Source organism: Pantoea sp. ACRSB (assembly GCF_022346905.1).
GTDB lineage: Bacteria > Pseudomonadota > Gammaproteobacteria > Enterobacterales > Enterobacteriaceae > Pantoea > Pantoea piersonii.
Map to the genome: position 1 here is coordinate 1 of NZ_JAKRNL010000024.1, position 4,860 is coordinate 4,860.

At 52.9% G+C, this 4,860-nt stretch carries 6 protein-coding genes and 1 pseudogene; 5 read left to right on the forward strand and 2 right to left on the reverse strand.

Going from position 1 to position 4,860, the window contains the following annotated elements; translation table 11 throughout:
- Positions 1-510: 510 nt before the first annotated feature.
- Positions 511-792, reverse strand: coding sequence for a type II toxin-antitoxin system RelE/ParE family toxin (locus MHZ89_RS22490; RefSeq protein ID WP_063617434.1), 282 nt, complete (start codon positions 790-792; stop codon positions 511-513).
- Positions 793-1,137: 345 nt separating this feature from the next.
- Between MHZ89_RS22490 and MHZ89_RS22495 the strand changes: the two genes are divergently transcribed.
- Positions 1,138-1,428 carry a HigA family addiction module antitoxin gene (locus tag MHZ89_RS22495; RefSeq protein ID WP_202816127.1) on the forward strand — a complete coding sequence of 97 codons (291 nt, stop codon included), beginning with the start codon at positions 1,138-1,140 and terminating at the stop codon, positions 1,426-1,428.
- A gap of 289 nt (positions 1,429-1,717) precedes the next feature.
- Here the strand turns inward: MHZ89_RS22495 and MHZ89_RS22500 are convergent, their stop codons facing one another.
- Positions 1,718-1,801 carry a hypothetical protein gene (locus MHZ89_RS22500; protein WP_058655973.1) on the reverse strand — a complete coding sequence of 28 codons (84 nt, stop codon included), beginning with the start codon at positions 1,799-1,801 and terminating at the stop codon, positions 1,718-1,720.
- Positions 1,802-2,479: 678 nt separating this feature from the next.
- On the opposite strand from MHZ89_RS22500, the gene MHZ89_RS22505 reads away from it, so the two are divergent.
- From MHZ89_RS22505 to MHZ89_RS22520, 4 genes and pseudogenes are all read left to right on the forward strand, one after another.
- Positions 2,480-2,803, forward strand: a complete 324-nt coding sequence (locus MHZ89_RS22505; RefSeq protein ID WP_179133778.1) for a MobC family plasmid mobilization relaxosome protein — start codon at positions 2,480-2,482, stop codon at positions 2,801-2,803.
- Positions 2,793-3,110 (forward strand): annotated as a pseudogene (locus MHZ89_RS22740) (nuclease); the annotation flags it as partial. The gene MHZ89_RS22505 and the pseudogene MHZ89_RS22740, both read left to right, overlap by 11 nt.
- A gap of 370 nt (positions 3,111-3,480) precedes the next feature.
- On the forward strand, positions 3,481-3,978 hold the full coding sequence (locus MHZ89_RS22515) for an MbeB family mobilization protein (protein WP_063617431.1): 498 nt from the start codon (positions 3,481-3,483) through the stop codon (positions 3,976-3,978).
- A 6-nt stretch (positions 3,979-3,984) separates the two neighbouring features.
- The gene (locus tag MHZ89_RS22520) at positions 3,985-4,200 is read left to right on the forward strand and encodes an MbeD family mobilization/exclusion protein (RefSeq protein WP_063617430.1); all 216 of its coding nucleotides are present in this window, start codon (positions 3,985-3,987) and stop codon (positions 4,198-4,200) included.
- The last annotated feature ends 660 nt before the right edge of the window (positions 4,201-4,860 follow it).

The window sequence follows — 4,860 nt, forward strand, 5'->3', positions numbered from 1 at the left end:
CTGTACCGGAATATTGTCGGCCGCATAAGGAAAGTGTTCAGTGATCTTACGCATCATTTTTCAGCGGAACGGGAGCTGCAGGGCGCGATTTGAGATTGCTGTGAGGAAGGGCGTAACAGGGATGTTATGTTCAATAAGATCGCATGGCGGTTTTAGCCAAAGAAAAGGCCATCTATAGATGGCCTTCAACTTTAATCTTGGGCTCTGACGAGCAGCTTCCAATCGTTAGAATGTCCTTTTTTCTTGCAGTTGGAACATGGTGGCAAGCCTTTGCATTCGCGGTTAACTACGTCTTCATAGTTGCAAGTTTGGCACTGATAAATACCAGCTCCAATTGGCGATGGATCTTCGCCAATTTTCCTTATTTTTGAATACCTTTCAGGTTGATTTGAAGGGTTAACATTGCTTCCTTCGCCATAGAGAGCCATATTTTTTATCCTATATTTTTTATGTATAGGAATCTAAGGCAATTCATCTTTCACATGAATGCCTTAGATTCCCACTTATCAGTTAGTGGTAGTCTTCAAGATCTACATCGAACGTATTAGGTTCGTCGATCTTAAAAGTTACTCGCCAGTTGCCGTTAACCTCAACGGCATACTCTCCAGCGCGGTCACCCTTTAATGGATGGCAACGAAGCGCAGGAATGTCCATCATGTCCTGTAAGTTTGTAGCCGTATGTAGTGCAGTCAAAATCATCTTCAACCGGCTTTCAAATTGAGCAGGTAGTCCTGCCATGCTTCCAGTTTCAGCGAACTTTTTTAGTCGTTTATGCTTGATGCTTTTTATCATTTTGTTCCTTCCCTAAAGTTTTACTACGTCGTAGACGATGATGTAGAGGTAATCTCATTCGTTAATCTCCGATTAAATGAATCTTGCGTGATGCGCAATATTGTCGTAGGGTTACTTGACAACGTCAGTCGATGTACAAATTGACTTTGTTGCTGATGAACGTATAATTCACCGGCCTTGAATTTCACATCAAGAGCCCCAACAACCCAAGACGAACCTAAAGCACTCACCATCTTATTGATGTGTGAAAATTGTGTCAAGTCATTAGATTGCATGTTGCGCAATGCGCAATGCGGTTTGTAAAATAAATTTGGGTTAAATTTTTTTAAGGCTTAAGAGGAAGGTATGATAAATCTCTTTGAACCGGTTCATCCTGGCGATTTCATTCGCGAGATGTACATGGAGCCATTTGATATATCTGCCGTAGACTTAGCTGATCGCTTGCACGTGTCGCCATCTACTTTAAGCAGAGTAATTAATGGTAAAACTGACCTGAGTGTCGAAATGGCTCTCCGGTTATCTAAGGTTTTAGGCAGAAGCCCTGAATCATGGATTGCTATGCAGGCGCAACATAGCTTAGCTAAGAGCAGAAAATCTATAGAGAAAGAACTTGAGACTTTGGTTCCGCTTGCTTAACAAACGGCCAAGTTCATAAAAAAAGTCGCTATAGCGACTTTTTTTATGAACTTGACTATAAGCAGATCGGAAGCGTAATCTCATTGCCTAGAAACGAAAAAACCACCCTGGCAGGTGGTTTTTCGAAGGTTATTTAATCCTGGCAGATTATCTAACCGTGGTAACAGTCTTGTGCGAGACATGTCACCAAATCCGTCCTTCCAGTGTAGCCCTAGTTTGGCCACCACTTCAAGAACTCTCAATACATCTCTCGCACATCCTGTTTACCAGTGGCCGTTGCCAATGGCGATTAGTCGTGTCTTTCCGGGTTGGACTCAAGACGATAGTTACCGGACAAGGCGCAGCGGTCGGACTGAACGGGGGGTTCGTGCATACAGTCCAGCTTGGAGCGAACTGCCTACCCGGAACTGAGTGTCAGGCGTGGAATGAGACAAACGCGGCCATAACAGCGGAATGACACCGGTACACCGAATGGCAGGAACAGGAGAGCGCACGAGGGAGCGACCCATCGGAAACGGTGGGGATCTTTAAGTCCTGTCGGGTTTCGTCACCGCTGTCGGATTCATGGTTGAGCTCAGGCTCCCACAGATGCACCGAAAAAGTGTCTGTTTATGAATTCCGCCAGGGGGGCGGAGCCTATGAAAAAACGGCAACGCCGCATCCTTTTTCCGGCCCTTTTTAATTTGATGGCAGCTTGCTTGCCCCGTTATCTGTGAGCCGGTAACGCCCGCCGCAGTCTCACGGCGGGAGCGTAGCGACCGAGTGAGCGAGGAGGCGTCATTTCGCCTTCACCGACATGTTGCACTTACGCCACGCAACCACATTTTCTCCTGCCACATTGAAGCACTTTCATAAATTACCACTCCGCCGTAACATATTTAGCCAGTATACACTCCGCTAGCGCTGCGTGACTGGTTCAGGGCTGCGCCCCGAAACCCGCTAAAAGCCACTGACGCGCCTGCGGCTTGTCCAACACCACGCCGTTCGGGAAAGAATTTCCCGCCCGTCCCGGCGTTATCAGGAGGACGGATTGGCAGACAAACGCAGCAAAATGCTCACGATGTGGGTAACGGAAGACGAGCACCGGCGCTTGCTGGAGCGCTGCGACGGTAAGCAGCTCGCAGCCTGGATGCGGCAGACGTGTCTGGACGAAAAGCCCGCTCGCGCCGGCAAACTTCCCTCGATCTCGCCGGCGCTGCTTCGGCAGCTTGCCGGCATGGGTAACAACCTCAATCAGATTGCCAGGCAGGTTAACGCCGGTGGCGGTAGCGGGCACGACCGCGTACAGGTGGTCGCCGCACTGATGGCCATCGATGCCGGACTCGAACGGCTTCGCCAGGCAGTGCTGGAAAAGGGGGCAGACGATGATCGTTAAGTTTCATCCCAGAGGGCGCGGCGGCGGCGCCGGTCCGGTGGATTATCTGCTGGGTAAAGACCGGCAGCGCGACGGCGCCAGCGTTCTGCAGGGGAAGCCGGAGGAAGTCCGGGAGCTTATTGACGCCTCGCCCTACGCCAAAAAGTACACCTCCGGCGTCCTGTCCTTTGCGGAACAGGATTTGCCGCCCGGCCAGCGTGAAAAACTGATGGCGAGCTTCGAGCGGGTTCTGATGCCCGGGCTCGACAAAGATCAGTACAGCGTGCTGTGGGTTGAGCACCAGGACAAGGGGCGGCTGGAGCTGAACTTCATCATCCCTAACACGGAGCTGCTGACCGGCAAACGGCTCCAGCCGTATTACGACCGCGCCGATCGTCCGCGCATCGATGCCTGGCAGACCATAGTGAACGGCAGTCTGGGAATACACGACCCGAATGCGCCGGAGAACCGGCGGGCGCTTGTCACGCCGTCTGCGCTGCCGGAAGCGAAGCAGGAAGCCGCCCAGGCGATTACGCGCGGCCTGCTTGCCCTTGCCTCATCCGGGGAGCTGAAAACGCGCCAGGACGTCACTGAGGCGCTGGAAAGCGCAGGTTTCGAGGTGGTGCGCACCACGAAAAGCAGCATCAGCATTGCCGACCCGGACGGGGGGCGAAACATCCGACTCAGGGGAGCCATCTATGAACAGTCTTTTAACGCTGGCGAAGGACTTAGAGCAGAAATCGAAAGCGCAGCAGCAGACTACCGGCGAGATGCTGAAAGCCGCATTCAGCGAGCACGAGAAGTCTGTCAGAGCGGAACTGAGCGAAAGCGAGAAGAGAATCAGCGCCGCCATCCTCGACCACGACCGGAAGCTGTCCTCAGCCATGAGGCAGCGCACGAAAGGCATGGTGCGTATGGTCAGCCAGACGTGGCTGACCATCGTCCTGGTCTCCGCGCTGCTGATAGCCTCGAGCGCGGGCATTCTGTGGTGGCAGGGGCAGCAGATACTCGACAATTACGTGAGCATCCGGGAGCAGAAGGACGCGCTGGAGAAGCTGAACGCGAGAACGTGGGGCGTGAGTTACCAGGAAGACAGCCAGGGGCGCTTTCTGGTGCTGCCGGAAGGCGTGAAAGCGGACACGAACTGGACGTTCGACAACGGCAGGAAGAACGGCATCAGACTGGTGCAGGAGTAGAGCAGCATGACGGAGCTGGAAAAACAGTTGCTGAGCGCATTAGAGCAGCTACAGCAGGACTACTCGAAAAGGCTGGACGAGTGGGAGAACGCCTTCGCGGAATGGCGGACGATGTCTGGTCTTATGCAACGGGAGAACGCGGCGCTGAGCGAGCGCGTCACGGGCTTGAGCAGGCAGGTGCAGAGTTTGAGCGAGCAGCTGCGCCGGTTGTCGAACGGCTGAATGCCGTCGAGCTGCGTCAGCAGCAGGAGCGGGAGCTACAGCACCAGAAAACGCTGGAAGCGGAGCGGGTACAGCGACAGAAAACCTATAACGGACCTACCCTAGGATAATGGTACAAAAATAGAGTGGATTAAAGGCTGCCTTCTTTTTCCTGATTCCGGCCGGGCCTGCCTGCACTGGCTAAAGCCCTAAAACTGCGCAATCAGCAGCGCGGGAGCAGTTGATAACCACTTTTTACTGTCATACTTATTTGCCGGCTCTCTGATCGGTACCGGCTGACTGTTTGTGCAAATTTTGTCGGACATCCTGACCCTCGATGTCCGTTTTTTTTGTTCAAAATTCGCCTTTAGTGCCAGCATTCGCCCGAAACCGGCCGCCATTCACTTCCGTGCATAGCCATGCAGGCGCGCAGAAATCATCAGGCGCGTTTTTTCACGATATGGACAGGGAAAGGTGCCGGAAACGGCCCGGACGCGGCAGAAATGCGCTGAGGGGCTCTGCAGGGGTGCGCCCAAGAACTCTTATGTTAAATATGAGTACTTGCGCAACGGTGATTTTCTTTCCAGGCTAAAAGGGTGCTGATCCCTGCTGGTTTCGGCACGATGCAGTAGATTATGGACATGATTTGTTGTTCAGCCCGCTACGAAAGATGGCGGGTTT